The sequence below is a fragment of the Micromonospora sediminimaris genome (assembly GCF_016863575.1).
Classification (GTDB): domain Bacteria; phylum Actinomycetota; class Actinomycetes; order Mycobacteriales; family Micromonosporaceae; genus Micromonospora; species Micromonospora sediminimaris.
The window spans coordinates 24,782-40,030 of record NZ_BOPD01000020.1; the positions used below are offsets into that span (position 1 = coordinate 24,782).

At 72.3% G+C, this 15,249-nt stretch carries 17 protein-coding genes; 9 read left to right on the forward strand and 8 right to left on the reverse strand.

All coding sequences use genetic code 11. The annotated features are described in order from the left end of the window. Nucleotides 1–27: 27 nt before the first annotated feature. The gene (locus tag Vse01_RS17010) at nt 28–1,020 is read right to left on the reverse strand and encodes an SDR family oxidoreductase (protein WP_093405187.1); all 993 of its coding nucleotides are present in this window, start codon (nt 1,018–1,020) and stop codon (nt 28–30) included. 135 nt (nt 1,021–1,155) lie between these two features. On the opposite strand from Vse01_RS17010, the gene Vse01_RS17015 reads away from it, so the two are divergent. Continuing rightward, nucleotides 1,156–2,358, forward strand: a complete 1,203-nt coding sequence (locus Vse01_RS17015) for a glycosyltransferase (protein ID WP_093405189.1) — start codon at nt 1,156–1,158, stop codon at nt 2,356–2,358. Here Vse01_RS17015 and Vse01_RS17020 read toward each other — a convergent pair. The 4 genes from Vse01_RS17020 to aroA form a co-directional block, all read right to left on the reverse strand. Further along, a complete protein-coding gene (locus Vse01_RS17020) occupies nt 2,313–3,257 on the reverse strand; it encodes a DMT family transporter (protein ID WP_170863451.1) in 945 nt (314 codons plus the stop codon). The two genes, Vse01_RS17015 and Vse01_RS17020, sit on opposite strands and share 46 nt — an antisense overlap. A gap of 49 nt (nt 3,258–3,306) precedes the next feature. Beyond that, a complete protein-coding gene (hisN, locus tag Vse01_RS17025; RefSeq protein ID WP_093405194.1) occupies nt 3,307–4,119 on the reverse strand; it encodes a histidinol-phosphatase in 813 nt (270 codons plus the stop codon). A 109-nt stretch (nt 4,120–4,228) separates the two neighbouring features. After that, the gene (rsgA, locus tag Vse01_RS17030) at nt 4,229–5,113 is read right to left on the reverse strand and encodes a ribosome small subunit-dependent GTPase A (RefSeq protein ID WP_093405197.1); all 885 of its coding nucleotides are present in this window, start codon (nt 5,111–5,113) and stop codon (nt 4,229–4,231) included. A 207-nt stretch (nt 5,114–5,320) separates the two neighbouring features. Beyond that, entirely contained in the window at nt 5,321–6,625 is a 1,305-nt protein-coding gene (gene aroA, locus Vse01_RS17035; RefSeq protein WP_093405199.1) for a 3-phosphoshikimate 1-carboxyvinyltransferase, read from the reverse strand. A gap of 102 nt (nt 6,626–6,727) precedes the next feature. Between aroA and Vse01_RS17040 the strand changes: the two genes are divergently transcribed. From Vse01_RS17040 to rsrA, 5 genes are all read left to right on the forward strand, one after another. Further along, nucleotides 6,728–7,438 carry an SOS response-associated peptidase gene (locus Vse01_RS17040; RefSeq protein ID WP_093405202.1) on the forward strand — a complete coding sequence of 237 codons (711 nt, stop codon included), beginning with the start codon at nt 6,728–6,730 and terminating at the stop codon, nt 7,436–7,438. A 196-nt stretch (nt 7,439–7,634) separates the two neighbouring features. Further along, nucleotides 7,635–8,027, forward strand: a complete 393-nt coding sequence (locus Vse01_RS17045) for a WhiB family transcriptional regulator (protein WP_093405204.1) — start codon at nt 7,635–7,637, stop codon at nt 8,025–8,027. A 42-nt stretch (nt 8,028–8,069) separates the two neighbouring features. After that, nucleotides 8,070–8,681 (forward strand): alpha/beta hydrolase family protein, encoded by a 612-nt coding sequence (locus Vse01_RS17050; RefSeq protein WP_093405207.1) that lies wholly within the window; start codon nt 8,070–8,072, stop codon nt 8,679–8,681. A 245-nt stretch (nt 8,682–8,926) separates the two neighbouring features. After that, entirely contained in the window at nt 8,927–9,742 is an 816-nt protein-coding gene (locus Vse01_RS17055) for a sigma-70 family RNA polymerase sigma factor (RefSeq protein ID WP_170863445.1), read from the forward strand. A 1-nt stretch (nt 9,743) separates the two neighbouring features. Next, nucleotides 9,744–10,031, forward strand: a complete 288-nt coding sequence (gene rsrA, locus Vse01_RS17060) for a mycothiol system anti-sigma-R factor (protein WP_093405211.1) — start codon at nt 9,744–9,746, stop codon at nt 10,029–10,031. An 81-nt stretch (nt 10,032–10,112) separates the two neighbouring features. Here rsrA and Vse01_RS29805 read toward each other — a convergent pair whose 3' ends face one another. Next, the gene (locus tag Vse01_RS29805; protein ID WP_370461611.1) at nt 10,113–10,187 is read right to left on the reverse strand and encodes a 50S ribosomal protein bL37; all 75 of its coding nucleotides are present in this window, start codon (nt 10,185–10,187) and stop codon (nt 10,113–10,115) included. A gap of 201 nt (nt 10,188–10,388) precedes the next feature. Between Vse01_RS29805 and Vse01_RS17065 the strand changes: the two genes are divergently transcribed. After that, on the forward strand, nt 10,389–10,604 hold the full coding sequence (locus Vse01_RS17065) for a biotin/lipoyl-binding carrier protein (protein ID WP_093405215.1): 216 nt from the start codon (nt 10,389–10,391) through the stop codon (nt 10,602–10,604). Further along, a complete protein-coding gene (locus Vse01_RS17070) occupies nt 10,601–11,119 on the forward strand; it encodes a GNAT family N-acetyltransferase (protein WP_093405218.1) in 519 nt (172 codons plus the stop codon). Before Vse01_RS17065 ends, Vse01_RS17070 begins: the two co-directional genes overlap by 4 nt. Nucleotides 11,120–11,125: 6 nt before the next feature. Here the strand turns inward: Vse01_RS17070 and Vse01_RS17075 are convergent, their stop codons facing one another. Continuing rightward, nucleotides 11,126–11,743, reverse strand: coding sequence for a TetR/AcrR family transcriptional regulator (locus Vse01_RS17075; RefSeq protein ID WP_093405220.1), 618 nt, complete (start codon nt 11,741–11,743; stop codon nt 11,126–11,128). 114 nt (nt 11,744–11,857) lie between these two features. Between Vse01_RS17075 and Vse01_RS17080 the strand changes: the two genes are divergently transcribed. Then, a complete protein-coding gene (locus tag Vse01_RS17080; RefSeq protein ID WP_093405223.1) occupies nt 11,858–13,444 on the forward strand; it encodes an MDR family MFS transporter in 1,587 nt (528 codons plus the stop codon). 15 nt (nt 13,445–13,459) lie between these two features. On the opposite strand, the gene Vse01_RS17085 is transcribed toward Vse01_RS17080, so the two are convergent. Further along, nucleotides 13,460–15,130, reverse strand: a complete 1,671-nt coding sequence (locus Vse01_RS17085; RefSeq protein ID WP_093405225.1) for a tetratricopeptide repeat protein — start codon at nt 15,128–15,130, stop codon at nt 13,460–13,462. Nucleotides 15,131–15,249 lie beyond the last annotated feature (119 nt).

Sequence of the window (15,249 nt, forward strand, 5' to 3'; positions counted from 1 at the left end):
CGGGGCCGTCACGCCGCCCGTCCGCGCTCAGCGGGCGATCCGGCGGGCCAGGGCGGCGACCGTGCCGACGGCGGTGCCGGCGGCGGCCAGCCCGAAAGCGGCGGAGATCCGGACCAGCTGGCGACGCCGGCCGTGCCAGCCGCCCTCCGCAGTCGCCGCGGCGTCGGCCCGGAAGACGTTACCGCTGGTGTCCGCGGTCGGTAGAGGCCCGAACTGGGTGTACCGCCCGTACCAGCTGAGGACCCTCTCGGCCAGCGCGGGCACCAGCCGCCACTGCATGCCGACCAGGCGAGCGGCCCCGCCGGCGTACGCCTCCCGGCGGGGCCGCTCCAGCAACCGGACGATCGTCTCCGCGACCACCTCCGGCGGATAGACCGGCGGCGGCGGCAGAACCTGACGGCCGCTGTGATTGGCGGCGTGCCGGAAGAACGGAGTGTCGATGGTGGCTGGCAGCACGGTGCAGATCGAGACGGCCCCCCGGCCGGTGACGCGCAGCTCCTGGCGGACCGTGTCGGACAGTCCCCGGACAGCGTGTTTGGCGGCGTTGTACGGGGACTGGTACGGCATCGCCACCTCGGCCAGCACCGAGGCGTTGTTGACCACGACGCCGCCACCGGTCGCGGTGAGGTGCGGCAGCGCAGCCCGGATCCCGTTCGCCGTGCCGAGCAGGTTGACGTCCAGCACCCGGCGGAACTCGGCCACCGGGATCTCGTCGAACAACCCGATGGTGCCGACCGCGGCGTTGTTGATCCAGGCATCGATCCGGCCGAACTCCGCCACCGCGGTCGCGGCGAGCCGTCGCATCGCGTCCGCGTCGGTCACGTCGGTGGGCACCACGAGGGTGCGACCGCCCAGCTCACGGCAGTGCCGGGCCACCTCCCGCAGGGCCGGCTCGGAGCGCGCGGCCAGCACCACGGTGCTGCCGTGACGGGCCAGGGCGTACGCGGTCGCGGTGCCGATGCCACTGGACGCGCCAGTGATGACGATGGTGGCGTCGGCCAGGTTTCGGGCGAGGGGCATTCCTCATCGGTACCCCGTGGTGTCCGGGTCATGCCGCCGAGCGTGCCCCGGATCTGCGAGGTTTCGGCTCGTCGGAGGCCGGTTAATGGGACGCTCTGACCGGAGACCACCGCCTCATCCGCATGGAGGTGACCCATGCGCGTCGGCCTTGTCTGTGCCCACGCCGCTGCGCCGCCGTCCGGCGACGGAACCGTCGTCGGCACCTACCAGCACATCGCACGGGTCGCGGCCGAACTGGCCGGGCGGGGTCACGACGTGCGGGTCTACACCCGTCGGGACGACCCCGAGGCGACGGAGACCGACATCGTGGACGGCTACCGCGTGGAGCGGGCACCGGTCGGCCCGGTCGCGCCGATCCCCACGGCCGATCTGGTGCTCTACGTGGCGGCGTTCGGTGAATGGTTGGCCGACCGGTGGTCCGCCGACTGGGCTCCCGAGGTGGTGCACGGCCACTACTGGATCGGGGGCCTGGCCGCCGCGCACGCCGTGCGGGAGACCGACATCCCGATGGTGCAGACGTTCCACTCGATCGGCATGGAACAGCTGCGTCACCTCGGCGCCCAGTACGACGGGCCGGGCACCCGCATCCCGCTGGAGCGGGCGCTGACCCGGGCGGTGGACATCGCGGTCGCCCAGTGCAACGACGAGGTCGACGAGTTGACCCGGATGGGCCTGCAACGCACGTCGGTCGCGATGGTTCCGACCGGGGTCGACACGGACCGCTTCCACCCCGACGGCGAGGCCGCTCCGCGTGAGCAGCGTCCCCGGATACTTTCGGTGGGCGGGCTCGGGCGCGGCCACGGTCAGGAGGACCTGATCCGAGCGATGCGCCTGGTCGGTGACGCGGAGCTGGTGATCGCCGGTGGGCCACCGACGGACCGACTGGCAAACCACGCCGAGGCCCGTCGGCTGCGGGAACTGGCCGATCGGGTCGGGGTCGGTGAGCAGGTGCACCTGGTCGGCGCGGTGCCGCACGAGCAGATGGCCACCTGGTACCGCTCGGCCGACGTGGTGGCCTGCACTCCGCACTACTCGTCGGCGGGGCGGGTGTCGCTGGAGGCGATGGCCTGTGGCGTCCCGGTGGTGGGCTACGCCATGGGTGGCATCGCCGACGCCGTGGTCGACGAGGTGACCGGCAAGCTGGTGCCACCGGGTGACGTACGGACCCTGGGGATGACGCTACGTAGGCTGCTCGCCGACAACGCCGGCCGCTTCGCGTACGGGCACGCCGCGGTCGACCGGGTGCGGTGCAGCTACACCTGGGAACGCACGGCAAGCGCGCTGGAACGGCTCTACGAGCGGGTGGTGGGCCGACGCAGGCCGGTCGAGGCGGCCTGAGGCAACGGATCAGCGATGACGCCGGCCGGGCCTGCGACACGGGCCGCGGGCGGCGTCACGAGCGGCGGCGGAACACCCACCACCGCCCGGGTGACAGCGTGCTGATGCTGCGGCTCCGCGTACCGGGTGAGCCCGACGACCGCGGCGAGGGTGACCAGGAACCCGATCCCGGCGAGCCACTCCCGGCCCGGCCAGATCTTGTCGTTGAGCAGCAGCAACCCGACGATGGCGGCGGGCACGGCGCCGGCCGCGTCCATGGCGGCCACCGCGGCCGTGGTGGAACCGCGCTGCATCGCCAGTCCGAGCAGCAGCTGGCCGACCACGGAATGACCGACGAGCAGGTAGAGCAGCGGGTCGCTGAGAAACGCGTCCCAGCTCGACGCGGAGGCCAGCGGTCGGGCCGCCACCGCGGCGGCGGAGAAAGCCAGCCCGGCCAGTGAGCCGAGCACCACCGAGCCCGGCGCGCCGTGCAACCGGACCGCGAAGAAACCCAGCACCGCGATCACCGCGAGGGCCACCAGCAGGGCGAGCATGCCGGCGGTGCCGAGCGCCTTCGACGGCGCCGGTTGGGCGGAGAGGACCAGCGCGGTGATTCCGGCGAAGAGCAGCACCAGCAGCGCGACCTCGGCCACCGGCAGCCGCCACTTCAGCAGGACCACGCCGAGTAGGGCGGTGACGCCGAGCCCGGCGGCCACGCTCGCCTGCACCAGGAACAGCGGCAGGTCACGCCGGGACAGGAAGGCCAGGACGAACCCGGCGACCTGGCAGGCCAGCCCGACCAGATAGGTGCGGTGTCCGGCCAGGCGCAGCAGCAACCCGGGATCGAAGGTGTGATGCACCGTGGTGCGGGCGGCGGCGACCGACTGCAACAGGTTGGCGACGCCGTACGCGACGATCATCGCCGCCAGGAAACACCAACCGGAGGTAGCCACCTGGCGAGGATAGAGGTTACCGGGCGTCAATGCGCGGCGGGCTACCGAGCCGGTGAAGGATGTCGGGATGCAGCGCGCCGTTGCTGGCCAGAGTGCTGTTGTCGCCGCCTGCCGGGGCCGGACGGCCGGCCAGATCGGTGATCGTGCCGCCCGCTTCGGTCACGATGGGTACCAGCGCGGCCACGTCCCAGAGGGACAACTCGGGCTCGATCATCACGTCCAGTGCGCCCTCGGCCAACAGCATGTAACCGTAGAAGTCGCCGTAGGCCCGGCTGCGCCAGGTGTCCCGCATCAGTTGCAGCACCGCGTCGAGCCGGCCGGCCTTCTCCCAGCCCTCCAGCGAGGAGTAGCAGAGGCTGGCGTCGGCCAACCGGGTCACCCCGGAAACCCGGATGGGCGTTCCGTGGGCGGCGTCCGGGCCCGCGTACGCCCCGGTGCCCTGCGCCGCCCACCAGCGGCGCCCCAGGGCCGGCGCGGAGACCAGCCCGGCGACCGGGCGGCCGTCCTCCAGCAGGGCGATCAGCGTGGCCCAGATCGGTACGCCCCGGACGAAGTTCTTGGTGCCGTCGATCGGGTCCACCACCCACTGGCGGGTGCCGGCGGCGGGTGTCGCGCCGTACTCCTCGCCGAGCAGCCCGTCGTCGGGCCGGTGCTCGGCCAGCAGGGCCCGGATCTCCCGTTCCACGGCGGTGTCCGCGTCGGAGACCGGGGTCAGGTCGGGCTTCGATTCGACCCGCAGGTCCAGGGCGCGGAACCGGGCCGTCGACAGGGCGTCGGCGGCGTCGGCGAGCCGGTGGGCGAGGGTCAGGTCAGCGGCGTACCCGGTCATGCGGGACACGGTAGCGACGCCGCCACCGGCACATGGCCGGGGGCCGGCGACGCCCACGTCGGTGGCGCTACCGTCAGCACCGCGACGTCGGCGGGTCGTCCCGCCAGGGTCACTCCGGGCGCCCGTGCGGGTCGGGCTCGGTCCGGGAATCGGTCTCCCCGGCCCGGGAGGCCAGCAACCGGCGGTACGAGGCCAACCGGCGCGGGTCGGCCCGCCCCGCCGCCACCCAGCCGTCGAGTGCGCAGTCGGCCTCGTCGGCGGTGTGTGGGCAGTTCGCCGGGCAGTCGGCGGTGGCTTCGACCAGATCCGGAAAGCCGTGCAGCAGGCTCTCCGCCGAGACGTGGGCGAGCCCGAAGCTGCGTACCCCCGGGGTGTCCACGATCCAGCCCGGATCCTGCTGCGCGTCGGGTGGCGCGGGCAGCCGCAGTGCCACCGCGCTGGTCGAGGTGTGCCGCCCCCGGCCGATCGCGCTTACCGTGCCGACCGCCCGTTCGGCCTCCGGCACCAGTCGGTTGACAAGCGTCGACTTGCCCACCCCGGAGTGACCGACGAGCACCGAGACCCGGCCGGTCAGCAGGCTGCGCAGCGCGTCCAGTGGGGAGTCCGGCCGGATGAGCAGGTACGGCAGTTCGAGTTCGGTGTAGTAGTCGAGCACCTTCTCCGGCCCGGCCAGGTCCGCCTTGGTCAGGCAGAGCAGCGGTTCGATGTCCGCGTCGTACGCGGCGACCAGGCAGCGGTCGATGAAGCCGGTACGCGGCGGCGGGTCGGCCAGCGCGCTGACGATGACGAGCTGGTCGGCGTTGGCGACGACGACCCGTTCCAGCCGCCCCTCGGCGGTGCTGGCGTCGTCCTCGGCGGTGCGTCGCAGCACGGACCGGCGCGCTTCGATCCGCACGATGCGGGCCAGCGCACCGGACGAACCGGAGGTGTCGCCGACCAGCCCGACCCGGTCGCCGACCACGACGGACTTACGGCCCAGCTCGCGGGCCCGCATCGCGGTGACGGTGGGGTCGTCCGGCCCGGCACCGGGCAGGACGCAGGTGTACCGTCCGCGGTCGACCGCGATGACGAAACCGTCCTTGGCGTCGGCGTGCCGGGGCCGGGTCCGGGTACGCGGGCGGGAGGACCTGCCGGGCCGGACCCGGACGTCGTCCTCGTCGTACTCCCGCCGCCTGGTCGCCAGGGCCGCCCCTTCTTCCGCTCAGCTCTTGCCGGTCACCAGTGCCGACCATAGTGCCGGGAACTCGGGCATGGTCTTCGAGGTGCACGACACGTCGTCCAACTCGACGCCCGGCACCACCAGCCCGGCCACCGCCGCCGCGTGTGCCATCCGGTGATCATGGTAGGTGCGGAACACGCCACCGTGCAGCGGCCGGGGCCGGATCTCCAAGCCGTCGGCCGACTCGGTGATGTCCGCGCCGAGCCCGGTGAACTCCCGGTTCAGCGCGGCCAGCCGGTCCGTCTCGTGGCCCCGGATGTGACTGACTCCGGTGAACACCGAGGGCGAGTCGGCGAGCATGGCCAGCGCGGTCAGCGCCGGGGTCAGTTCGCTGACGTCGGACAGGTTGGCGTGCAACCCCTTCACCGGGCCGGTGCCGCGCACCGTCAACCCCTCGGTGGTGAGCGCGACCTCCGCCCCCATCTGCTGCAACAGTGAGCGCAGTCGCTCCACCGGCTGGGCGCTGCCCCGCGCCGGCCAGCCGCGCAGGGTCACCTCGCCGCCGGTGACCAGGGCGGCGGCGAAGAACGGCACCGCACCGGAGAGATCCGGCTCGATCTCCCAGCTGCGACCGGTAAGCGGCCCGGGCTCGACCGCCCAGACGTCGGGGGTGCTGTCGTCGACCGCGGCGCCGGCGGCGCGCAGCATCTGCACGGTCATCCGCAGGTGCGGTGCGGAGGGCACCGGCGGCCCGACGTGCCGGACCACCAGCCCCCGGTCGAAGCGTGGGGCGGCGAGCAGCAGACCGGAGACCAGCTGGCTGGAGGCCGAGGCGTCGATCACGACCTCGCCGCCGGTCACCCGACCGGTGCCCAGCACCACCAGTGGCAGGCTGCCCGAGGCGGGGGTGTCGACGCGTACGCCGAGCGAGCGCAGCGCCTCGATCAGCGGGCCGAGCGGGCGGGTGCGGGCGGAGGGGTCACCGTCGAGGGTGACCTGCCCGTCGGCCAGCCCCGCCACCGGTGGCACGAAGCGCATGATCGTGCCGGCGAGCCCCACGTCGACCTGGGCCGGGCCGAACAACCGGTGCGGCCGGACCAGCCAGCGGTCGTCGTCGGCGATCGAGACGTGGGCACCCATCGCCCGCAGCGCGGCGGCCATCAGCTCGGTGTCCCGGGCCCGCAACGGCAGGGACAGGGTCGAGGGCCCGGCGGCCAACGCGCTGAGTACCAGAGCCCGGTTGGTCATCGACTTGGAGCCGGGCAGGCGCAGCGACGCCGACACCGGGTCACTGGCCGTCGGTGCGGTCCACGGCTGTAGCGGCCGGGTCGCGGTCACATTCCCCACAGGTACATTCTGCCGTGCCGTGGCCCGGTGGCCGCTACGGTCACCGGCCACTCCCGGGGAACGGGACAGCCGCTCTGTGTGCCGCGCGCTAGCGTGAGCGACATGTGCGGTAGGTACGCCACGACCCGGAGCGCCGGTGACCTGAGCGGCCTGTTCGAGGCCGTCGACGAGACCGGCGACGGGCTGGTCGCCGACCACAACGTGGCGCCCACCGATCGAGTGCCGCTGGTCCGGGTCAGCGCCGAGGGGCACCGGGCGCTCTCGCTGGGCCGCTGGGGTCTGGTGCCACCGTGGTCCCGCTCGCCGGCCGGTGCGGCCCGCATGATCAACGCGCGTGCCGAGACGGTCGCCACCAGCCGGGCGTACGCTCCGGCCTTCGCCCGCCGTCGGTGCCTGATTCCCGCGGACGGCTGGTACGAGTGGGTGCGGCTGGCCGGCGGCGCGAAGCAGCCGTACTACATGACCCCACGCGACGGCTCGGTGCTCGCCTTCGCCGGCATCTGGTCGCGCTGGGACGGCCCGGACGCGACGCTGCTGACCTTCAGCGTGCTGACCACCGCGGCGCTCGGCGAACTGGCCGAGGTGCACGACCGGATGCCCCTGCTGCTGCCACCCGGGCGCTGGGCGACCTGGCTGGGCGGTGGTGAGGACCAGGCCGAGCTGCTCGTACCGCCGCCGGTGGACTGGCTGGCCCGGTTGGAGGTGCGGCCGGTGGGGCGGGCCGTGGGCGATGTGCGCAACGACGGTCCGGGGCTGACCGCCCGGGTGCCGCTGACCCGTCCCGCCGAGTCGACGGAGACGACGCTCTTCTGATCCCGCCCGGCACATTGTCGGGAGTGATTTGCCGCGGTTGCGGGTGAAAGGTGACGCGCACGTTCTGCCAACTTCCCGGCGAAGTCTTGTACCCGTGCGCGCAAATGCGATACAACACAGCGCCGGTGGTGGGTGTCGTTCGCGTTGGGTGAACGATCTCCATCGATATTGCTGGTCCCACGGGGGAGGTGGGTGGATGACACGGGCGCGTATGCCCCGTCCGCACGAGGTGGCCGCCGCGCGACGTGATCCGCGACTGTTGCGGGCGTTGCGTGAGCGGCGACAGGACGAAGCCTGGCGTACCAGAGGCACCTGTCAGAGCGTCGACCCGGAAACGTTCTTTCCGGCGCCGAACGAACCGGCCGACGCGGCGGTGGCCCTGTGCCGCAGCTGCGACGTGCAGGGCTCCTGCCTGGCGTGGGCGCTGGAGGTCGGCGACTGCCACGGTGTCTGGGGTGGCACCACCCCGCGGGAACGGCGGGCGATGCTTGTCGCCTGGCGCAGCGAGGTGCAACCCGATCCAGATGCCGCCGGTGAGCCGGGTCCGCCGGTACGCGACCGGCTGCTCACCCTGGTGCCGTTGAGCTGACCGACGGGGCCCGGGCCAGGTCGAAAAGGGTTCAATGGGACGGTGCCCGACAACGTCCTCGAAACCCCGCGCGGCCCCGCTCGGGTAGACACCGATCAGCCGTCCGGCCCGCCCCGAGCCCTGCTGGTGCTGGGGCACGGGGCCGGCGGCGGCGTCGACGCCCCGGATCTGATCGCCCTGCGCGACGCGGCGGTGACCACCGGGCTGGTCGTGGTGCGGGTGACCCAGCCGTACCGGGTCGCCGGCCGCCGTGCGCCGGCCCCGGCCGGGCACCTCGACGAGGCCTGGTCCGCCGTGTTGACGGTGCTGCGGCAGCGGCATCCGGGCGTACCGCTGGTGGTCGGTGGCCGCTCCAGCGGCGCTCGGGTGGCCTGCCGGACGGCGACCGCGGTGGGCGCTGCCGGGGTGGTGGCACTCGCTTTCCCGCTGCATCCGCCCGGTCGACCGGAGCGGAGCCGGGCAGGTGAGCTGGTGACCGGTGTGCCGACCCTGGTGGTGAACGGGGACCGGGATCCGTTCGGTGTGCCGGAGCCGGGCCCGGGGATACGGGTCACGGTCCGACCTGGGGAGCGGCACGACCTGCGGGGCGACCCGGTCGGTACGGCCGCTCTGGCGCTGGACTGGCTGCGCGAGCACGGCTGGGCGGCAGCCTGAGGCAGGCGGGTCGCCGCCGGGCACCGTGCCCCGGGTGCCGTGTCCGCCGGCCGCGCCGCTTCGTTGCACCCGATGGTGTCCCAGCGCCCGTCCGGGCGGCGACACCGGGCTCCCAGGCCCTTCCTGGTCCCAGCCACGGTCGCACCGCCGGGGCGGGGACCAGGAACGCCCGGGCCGAGCCGGAATGTCCCGCCCCACGGCGGGTGTTGAACACCTCGGACAACCACTGTGCGAGGGGGTGACCGGTGCCGACCGAGATCCGGAGCCGGGAACACGACGAGCGGGAGGCACGGCAGCTCAGGCAGCTGCTGGCCGGCCCGAAGTGGCCGGCGGCGGTGCCACCGGCCGAGGTGGCGACGGGCACACCCGTCGGAACCGAATCTTCCGGGAGGTCGGTGCGCGTATCCTCGGCGGGGAAGCATCCAACCCGAGGGGATGTGCGGTTGACCACGGAGAAGACGGACGAGCGCAGGGCCCGGTTCGAACGGGACGCGATGCCATTCGTCGATCAGCTGTACGCGGCCGGCCTGCGGATGACGCGTAACCCGGCGGATGCCGAGGATCTGGTCCAGGAGACCTACCTGAAGGCGTATGCCGCCTTCCACCAGTTCGAGCAGGGCACGAACCTGAAGGCCTGGCTCTACCGGATCCTGACCAACACCTACATCAACTCGTACCGCAAGCGGCAGCGCCAACCGGTGCAGGCGCCCACCGACGAGATCACCGACTGGCAGCTGGCCGAGGCGGAGTCGCACACCTCCAGCGGGCTGCGGTCCGCCGAGACCGAGGCGTTGGACCGGCTGCCGGACAGCGACATCAAGGAGGCCCTCCAGCAACTGCCGGAGGAGTTCCGGCTGGCGGTCTATCTCACCGATGTCGAGGGCTTCTCCTACAAGGAGGTCGCCGACATCATGGGCACGCCGATCGGCACCGTGATGTCGCGGTTGCACCGTGGGCGTCGTAATCTGCGCAAGCTGCTTGAGGGGTACGCCGCGGAGCGGGGTTTCTCCGCGGCCCAGCCGGCCCGGAGCTCGACCGCCGCCACCGGCCGGGAGGTGTGACGTGAGCTGTGGAGATCCGCACGAGACGGACTGCCGTGAGGTGCTCGCCGAGGTCTACCTCTACCTCGACCTGGAGTGCGCGGAGGAACGGCGGACGCTGATCCGGCACCATCTCGACGAGTGTGGTCCCTGCCTGCGCGAGTACGGCATCGAGCAGGAGGTCAAGGCGCTGGTGGCCCGCTGCTGCGGCAACGAGTCCGCGCCGGACGAACTGCGCGAACGACTCCGGGTACGGATCAGCGAACTCGTCGTCTTCGAGACCAGCGAGTCGCGCGAACTGGCCGACTGACAAGCGCCGGTGCCCGGGTCGATTCCGACCCGGGCACCGCTGTGTCCGTCGTCCGATCGCGGCGGGCAGCCGCCCGCCGGCTCAGGAGTTGGGGCGCTTGCCGTGGTTCGCGGCGCTCTTCTTGCGGGCCTTCTTCTTACGGGCCTTCTTCGCCATGGTGACCTCCTCGTGATGGCCGGATCAGGCAGGGTACGTAACCCGTCAGCGAGGCGCTGGCGCCCGTGCCGGCGTCGGATCCCGACCCGTTGATGCTAGTGCCGGCGGTGCGAGTGGGCTGCTCCCGGGGCCGCACCGCGCCCACCCGCCGCCCGCTCATGATTGGATACGTCGCAGGAGCCGCGAGGAAGGGGCCGGGAGATGGCCGAGGAGATCCGCGCCGAGATGGTGGCGAACGTCTGGAAGGTCGTCGCATCGGCCGGGGACACCGTGTCCGAGGGGGACACCCTGGTGATCCTGGAGTCGATGAAGATGGAGATCCCGGTGATCGCCGAGTCCGACGGTGTCGTGCAGCAGCTCGCGGTGAACGAGGGCGACGTGGTGCAGGACGGTGACCTGATCGCGGTGATCGGTTGAGCGACCCGCTGATCCGCCTGATCGAGCCGGCCGATTTCGCTGCGGTCGCCCGACTCACCGTCGCCGCGTACGAGGCGGACGGGCAGCTCAAGGGGGAGACCGGCTACGCCGACGTGCTGGCCGACGTGTCCGTCCGGGCGGAGCACGGTGACGTGCTGGTGGCCGTGGAGCCGGCGACCGGGCACCTGCTCGGCTCGGTCACCTTCGTGCTGCCCGGCACCCGGTACGCCGAGATGTGCGGCCCGGGGGAGGCGGAGTTCCGGATGCTGGCGGTGGACCCGAGCGCGCAGGGACGGGGAGCCGGCGCCGCGCTGGTGGAGGCGTGCGTGGCACGGGCGATCGAGCTGGGCTGCACCGCGGTGACCATCTGCGTACGCGAGGGCCTTGCCGAGCCGGCCCACCGGCTCTACCGCAGGCGTGGCTTCGTCCGCCAGCCCGAGCGGGACTGGAGCCCCTTCCCCGGCGTGAACCTGCTAGCCCTCCGACTCCCCCTGAGGTCGGCGGCAGACTCATAGATCAACTTAGCTGCTGACCTCATGGTCGACGTGGGGGTGGGTGGGGGTTGGTGGGTTGGGGGGTGCGGTGATTGCGGCGAGTAGTTCGTCGGCGACCTCCAGGGCCACTCGCTTGCGCTCGGCGTCGGTGATGTCCGGCGTGCGTACGGCGAACCAGCTGCTGTGCACGGCGAACAGGGCCAGCACGGCACGGAGCTGGGCGCCGGGGGAGTCGTCGCCCTGGCAGAGCGCGGTGGCCAGCCGGAACATCCGGCCGCGCAGCTCCCGGCCGGCGGAGAGACTCTTCAACGCGGTCTGGTTCTGCTCGAAGAACCGCATCACCGAGGGCTGCTCGCCGCTGAACATGGCGTCGGCGTACCGCTCGATGACGGCCTGTCGGGTGGCCAGCGTGGCCGGCTGGGTCTCGGCCCAGGCGATCAGGGCGTCCATCCGCTCCAGCCGGTCCTCCACCACGCTGGTGACGATCTCGTCCTTGCTCTTGAAGTGGTAGTAGAGCGCCGCCTTGGTCACCCCGAGGCGCTCGGCCACCTCACGCAGGGAGGTCGCCTCGTAGCCCTGCTCCGTGAAGAGCTCCAGCGCGACGGCCTTGATCCGCTCCCGGGTGCCGCCTGTGCTCTGACTCACCCGTACCTGCCAATCCGGTTGACCGTCGTTGCCTGTCCAACTTACCGTCCGGCTAGTAAGGTGACTAGCCGGGCGGCAAGTAAGTGCGCCGCATCTCGGGGGGAGAGCTTACCGATGGCCCAGCAGAACCAGGCTGCCGTGCGACCCAATGTCCGGGTCGTGCTTTTCGGTCTGATGATCGCCATGATGCTGGCGATGCTCGACAACATGATCGTCAGCACCGCGCTGCCGCGAATCGTGGGCGAGTTCGGTGGGCTCAACCACTTCACCTGGGTGGTGACCGCGTACGTGCTGGGGACCACCGTCTCCACCCCAATCTGGGGCAAGCTCGGCGACCTGTACGGCCGCAAGTCGGTGTTCCTCACCGCTGTGGTGATCTTTCTCGTCGGCTCCGCGCTGTGCGGCATGGCCGGCTCGGGCTTCCTCGGCGGTCCCGACGACGGCATGGTCCAGTTGATCGCCTTCCGGGCCGTTCAGGGTCTGGGTGCCGGTGGCCTGATGGTCGGCGTCATGGCGATCATCGGCGACCTGGTGCCGCCCCGCGAGCGTGGCCGCTACCAGGGCATGATCGCCGGGATCATGGCGATCGCGATGGTCGCCGGCCCGCTTGTCGGCGGCTTCATCACCGATCACCTCTCCTGGCGCTGGGCGTTCTACGTCAATCTGCCGCTGGGCGGGGTGGCGCTGGTGCTGCTGATCGCAACGATGCACCTGCCCAAGTACCGCACCGAGCACCGCATCGACTGGCTCGGCGCCGCCCTGCTGTCGGTCGGTATCACCGGGATCGTGTTGATCACCACATGGGGCGGCAACGAGTACGCCTGGGCCTCCCCGCAGATCCTCGGTCTCGCCGCACTGGCCGTCGCGGCGCTCGTGGTGTTCGGGTTCGTCGAGCGTCGGGTCCCCGAGCCGATCCTGCCGCTGCGGCTCTTCGCCAACCGGAACTTCGCCCTCATCTCGGTGATCGGCTTCCTGCTCGGCTTCGCGATGTTCGGCGCGATGAACTTCCTGCCGCTCTACCAGCAGACCGTGCAGGGCGCGTCGGCCACCAACTCCGGCCTGCTGCTGCTGCCGTTGATGTTCGGCATGCTGCTGGTGTCGCTGGTCGTCGGCCGGGCGATCACCCGGACCGGCCGGTACCGGATCTTCCCGATCGTCGGCGGCGGGGTGATGACGGTCGGGCTCGCCCTGCTGAGCCTGCTCGACGTGGACACCAGCAAGTTCCAGTCGTCGCTCTACATGCTCGTGCTCGGTGCCGGCATGGGCTTCCTCATGCAGACCTCCATGCTGATCGCGCAGAACAGCGTCGCCCAGAAGGACTTGGGGGCGGCGAGCGGGGCGGCCACCTTCTTCCGGTCCATCGGCGGGTCCTTCGGTATCTCGTTGTTCGGTGCCATCTTCGCCAACCGGCTGGCCGGCTCGGCTGCCGGCGGCGCGTTCAGCGGCGGCGGTGAGGCCGGCGCGGCGATGAACATCGAACAACTGCGGGAACTGCCGGCGCAGGCCCGCGAGCTGGTGCTCGGTGGGCTCGCCGACGCGATCTCGCACGTGTTCCTCTGGGCGGTGCTCTTCGCCGTCGTGGTACCGGTGCTGGCCTGGTTCATCCGGGAGATCCCGTTGCGCACGAGCAACGAGCCGGAGCCGGACAGCAGCGGCCAGGAGCAGGCCGAGGCCGACCTGGCCCGGTCACCGGCCGTCTGAGGTCCCCCAGGCAGCTCAGGGCGTGCCGTGCGGGCGTGTCCGCCACGGGGGCAGGAGACGACGCAGCAGGGTACGCAGCGCGCCGCGACGCTGGCCGGTGCTCACCCCGGCCAGCGTCCGCGCGGTGGCGGTGGTCTCCGGGTCGAGGTCCGGCGTGGCCAACGCCAGGTGTGCCAGGGAGGCCGCGTTGGGCAACTGATGGCGCCGGGCCGCCGCCAGCCGCTCGGCGACCAGTTCGGCCACGTCCCGGCGGACCGACGGATCGACCCAGGCGGCGGTGACCAGGGCGAACAGGGCCGCCTCGGCGACCTCTGGCACGTCGCGCGCCAACTCCACAAGTACCCGCCGCCGGGTCGAATCCGCCCACGGCTCGTCGGTGCGGTGGTGCAGCAGACCGAGGCAGGTCCAGACCTGCACGCAGCGCAACCACAGCGCCGGGTCCTGGCCGGAGAGCACCCGCCCCAGCGCGGTCTGCGGGGTCTCCGGTGGATGGGCCAGCAGGCCGAGCAGGTCGGCCAGATCGAGCGTGGCCAGGCCGACGGCCGCGTCGTAGGCCGCCGGCGGATGCGGCCAGGCCGGGTGGGCGAGTTCACGTAGGCGGCGGGCGGCCTCCGCCGACGGCGGAGGTGGCGTGGGGCGCGCTGCCGGCTGCGATCCGTCGTTTCCGGTGCCGGGTTGCCCGCTCATCCCGCCGGCCGGCGCAGCCGGCGTCAGCTGACCCAGCCAGGGGCGGCCGCGACAGCATTCGGCCAGGTCGCCGTGCTCGTGCGAGTCGTCCGGATGGTCGCGGGTGAAGTCCGCCAGCGCCACCAGGTGACGCACCGCACCGTCGCGTTGGAAGCGCAGGCGGTGCGCGGTGTGCACCGCGCAGTCGAAGGACGGGTTGCGGGCCAGGGCACGCTCGATCCAGCCCAGCGCCTCCTCCAGCCGGCCGTGGTCGGCCAGGGTGCCGGCGATGTCGGCGTACACCGCCAGGTCGTCCGGGTCGTGCTCGACGGCGCGGCGGAGCGCGGCGAGCGCCTCCCGGGTCCGGCCGGCGCTGCGCAGCGCGTACCCGAGCCACACCTCGCCCATCTTCGACGGTGCCGCGCGTACGCCCCGGCTGGCCCAGCGGACCGCGAGCGGAACCTCCTCCACCCGCCGGGCGAGCGCGGACGCCGTGCCCAGCAGCAGGGCATGCTCCGGATGGACGGTGATCGCGTTGCGGGCGAGCGTGAGGTACGGCGTGAGAGCACTCCGGTTCGGTGGCGGAACCGGATCGGGAATGGCGGCGCAGACCTGCATAAGTACCCGGGCCGCCTGCTCGGGTCCGAGTCGCTCGGCCAACTCGGGCGAGGTGACCCAGGGGACCCCGGCCCAGTCCGCGCCGGGTGCGTGCGCGGTGGCGGCGACCAGCAGATCAAGACCGTCGGCCGGGCGACCGGCCGCGGCGAGCAGGTGCGCCCGGGCGACCACGGCGCCGACGAAGGTGTGGTGCTGCAACGGGAACAGGTCGATCCCGCCGTCGCCGCTGGCGGCCGCCAGCCGGGCGAGGGTCTCGTGCACCTCGGGCAGCGTCGGTGCCCGGGCCAGCGCCGCCGCGACGTGGTCGGCGGCATGCGTCAGCTCGCCGGAATCCAGGGCCCGCCGGGCCAGGATCAGCTCCTCCGTCGCCGGCAGCGCCCGGTCGTCCGTTCCCTCGGCCACGTGATCCTCTCGCTCGTCGGTACCGGTTGCGCGGTGAGGTCGGGTCAGCGTAGGTGACGAGATCCAGTTTTGGTGATCCACTGCGCACTTCTGCTCGTTTGATTGCTCATACTGGCGCA

Coding starts and splice junctions, on each gene's coding strand:
- Vse01_RS17010 (WP_093405187.1), bottom strand. CDS start 1,020: ATGCCCCTCGCCCGAAACCTGGCCGACGCCACCATCGTCATCACTGGC.
- Vse01_RS17045 (WP_093405204.1), top strand. CDS start 7,635: ATGACACGGGCGCGTATGCCCCGTCCGCACGAGGTGGCCGCCGCGCGA.
- Vse01_RS17080 (WP_093405223.1), top strand. CDS start 11,858: ATGGCCCAGCAGAACCAGGCTGCCGTGCGACCCAATGTCCGGGTCGTG.
- Vse01_RS17065 (WP_093405215.1), top strand. CDS start 10,389: ATGGCCGAGGAGATCCGCGCCGAGATGGTGGCGAACGTCTGGAAGGTC.
- hisN (WP_093405194.1), bottom strand. CDS start 4,119: ATGACCGGGTACGCCGCTGACCTGACCCTCGCCCACCGGCTCGCCGAC.
- Vse01_RS17015 (WP_093405189.1), top strand. CDS start 1,156: ATGCGCGTCGGCCTTGTCTGTGCCCACGCCGCTGCGCCGCCGTCCGGC.
- Vse01_RS17020 (WP_170863451.1), bottom strand. CDS start 3,257: ATGATCGTCGCGTACGGCGTCGCCAACCTGTTGCAGTCGGTCGCCGCC.
- rsgA (WP_093405197.1), bottom strand. CDS start 5,113: ATGCGGGCCCGCGAGCTGGGCCGTAAGTCCGTCGTGGTCGGCGACCGG.
- Vse01_RS17040 (WP_093405202.1), top strand. CDS start 6,728: ATGTGCGGTAGGTACGCCACGACCCGGAGCGCCGGTGACCTGAGCGGC.